Here is a 2,398-nt window from a genome sequence, read left to right as displayed (position 1 = left end):
CTGCAGCATGATCATGATGGTGGCGCGCTCTTCGGCGCTCAAGTGCTGGTAGCGGGTTCCCATGGGTCGGCGGCAGGGTCGGGTACAAGGCAGATCAGGGGTGTTGCACTTGATTATTGACTCCGCCCCGCTTGACCCCGCACGACAATCTGTATGACAGCACGCGCCAAGACCGGAGTCGACGACCCTGCGGCCCTCGCGCCCAGCACCGCGGTCAGCTATCTGCTGGCCTTGTTCGACTATTTGCGCCTGCGGCAGATCGATGCGACCGAACTGCAGCGGAGCCTGAACGTGGATCTCAACGACCGCGATGCGCGCGTCAGCGAGCTGGAGGCGGCTGAATTGTTCAATCGCGCCGCCGTGCTGGCCCAGGATCCTGATCTCGGCGTGCATGTTGCCGAGCACATCCGGCCAGGGCATTACGGCGTTCTCGGCTATGTCGCCATGGCCTGTACGACCCTGGGCGAGGCCATGCTCGCCCAGCAGCGCTATCAGGGGCTGGTGATCACCGTTGCGCCGGTGGACGTGCGGATCGACGCCGAAGCGATCGTGTTGAGCTGGAACCGTTCGACCGATCTCCGCTACCGCCAGCTTGCGGAGTTCAATCTCGCCGGCATGCTGACTTTTGTGCGCTGGATCACCGGACAGGCGATCTCTCCGCTGGGCGTCGATTTCACATACGAGGCGCCGCAGCGCCTGGACGAGCAGCGCCGTGTGTTCGCCTGCCCGATACGCTTCCGGCAGGACAGTTACCGCATGATCGTGCCGAAGTCGTGGCAGGGACTGGGCCTGATCCAGCCGGACCCCGCCATGCGCCAGTTGATGGATCGCCTGGCCCAGCAGCAATTGCTGACGCTCACGCGCACGGACGATCCGCTGGTCCGCGCCCGCCGCCTGATCGCGCAGCGGCTGGGAGATGGCGAACTGGAGCTGAGTCATGTCGCCTCGGCGCTGCACGTCTCGCCACGGACCTTCCAGCGCAAGCTCCAGGAGCATGGTGAAAGTTTTACCCAGCTGGTCGATGGCGTGCGCAAGGAAATGGCTGAACGCTATCTGGAAGATGCCTCGCTGAGTCTCACGGACATCGCTTTTCTGCTGGGGTATTCCGCGCAGAGCGCCTTTGCGCGTGCCTACAAGCGCTGGACCGGGCACGCGCCGGCACGTACGCGACAGGCGGCGGCCGGTTGAGCCTTACTGAGGGGGCGGCATGGGCAGGGCCAGTGGCCGCAGGGGTTGACGGACAGGGTCCCAATCCGCGGCGGCCTGCCGCAGCCGCTCGATGCGCTCGGCGTCCAGCGGATGCGTCGAGAGCAGGGACGGTGCTTCACCGCCGTGTTCGGTGTGATAAGCCGCAAAAGTCTCGAATACCGAAGCGCCGCCGCCGGCGTGACCATAAAGTTTCTTCACTGCGGCGATGGCATGTCCGTCGGCGAGCGTTTCCGCCTGCCGGGAATAGCCGCGCTGGACCACGGTGGCAAAGGCCGTAGACAGGCTGCCGGCATTACCGGTCAGCAGGGTCAATGCCAGCTGATCGCCGGTTGGCTTGCCGATCAGGCCGGCGTGCCGCGGGATACGGCGCAATGCGGTGCGGTGACCCTGATCCAGCGCTTCGGCAGCGCGCTGAACCTGAATGTTCACTTCCACATGCTGTGGCTCGACGGCGTGTACGACGCGAACGTCGAGCCCCCGCGGCGCAAGCCGCGCCTGCGCCGCGCCCGTGCCCCCACCTCTGCGCAACTGACGCAGCTCGCCAACACCATCGCGCATCGCGTGTGCCGGCACCTGTCGCGCCGCGGCTGGCTCGAAGGCGAAGACGAATCCGTGTTCCTGTCCGACAGCGCGGGTAGCGACGACGGCATGGATGGGCTGCGGATGAGTTCGATGACCTACCGCATCGCCACCGGTCGCGACGCTGGCCGCAAGGTCGTCACGCTGCAAACATTGCCCGGTGACGCAGGCTCGCTGGAGGGCGATGCCGGCAAGGTCGGCGGCTTCTCGCTGCATGCCGGCGTGGCCGCGGAAGCACACGAAAGCCACAAGCTCGAAAAGCTGTGCCGCTACATCACGCGCCCGGCGATCAGCGAGCAGCGGCTGTCGATCTCACCGCAGGGAAGGGTGCGGTATCAGCTCAAGACGCCGTGGCGCAATGGCACCACGCATGTCGAATGGGATGCGGTCGACTTCATCGCCAAGCTGGCCGCACTGGTCCCGCCACCTCGCGCGCATCTCACCCGCTTCCACTGCGTATTCGCCTCGAATGCAAACCTGCGTGCGCAGCTGACGCCCTCGGGGCGCGGCAAGCGGCCTGCCGGCGATGCGGCGCCAGTGGACGTCAGCGCCCACGACGAGCCGCGCAGCCCCGAGCAGAAGCGCCGTGCGATGAGCTGGGCGCAACGGC

Annotated in this window: 2 protein-coding genes and 1 pseudogene; 2 read left to right on the top strand and 1 reads right to left on the bottom strand. The window is 66.3% G+C overall.

Annotated features, from left to right (window positions below; genetic code table 11):
• The first annotated feature begins 153 nt into the window (after nucleotides 1–153).
• Nucleotides 154–1,188: an AraC family transcriptional regulator gene (locus Tfont_RS14280; protein WP_008645845.1), complete on the top strand. Its 1,035-nt coding sequence runs from the start codon at nucleotides 154–156 to the stop codon at nucleotides 1,186–1,188.
• 3 nt (nucleotides 1,189–1,191) lie between these two features.
• Here the strand turns inward: Tfont_RS14280 and Tfont_RS15135 are convergent, their stop codons facing one another.
• Entirely contained in the window at nucleotides 1,192–1,470 is a 279-nt protein-coding gene (locus Tfont_RS15135; RefSeq protein WP_008645843.1) for a M48 family metalloprotease, read from the bottom strand.
• Between the two features lie 54 nt (nucleotides 1,471–1,524).
• On the opposite strand from Tfont_RS15135, the pseudogene Tfont_RS14270 reads away from it, so the two are divergent.
• A pseudogene (locus tag Tfont_RS14270) lies at nucleotides 1,525–2,398 on the top strand (transposase); the annotation flags it as partial.

This window comes from Tepidimonas fonticaldi (assembly GCF_007556755.1).
Lineage (GTDB): Bacteria > Pseudomonadota > Gammaproteobacteria > Burkholderiales > Burkholderiaceae_C > Tepidimonas > Tepidimonas fonticaldi.
The sequence above is the reverse complement of the archived record's forward strand: the minus strand, read 5'-3'. Positions and strand labels throughout refer to the sequence as shown.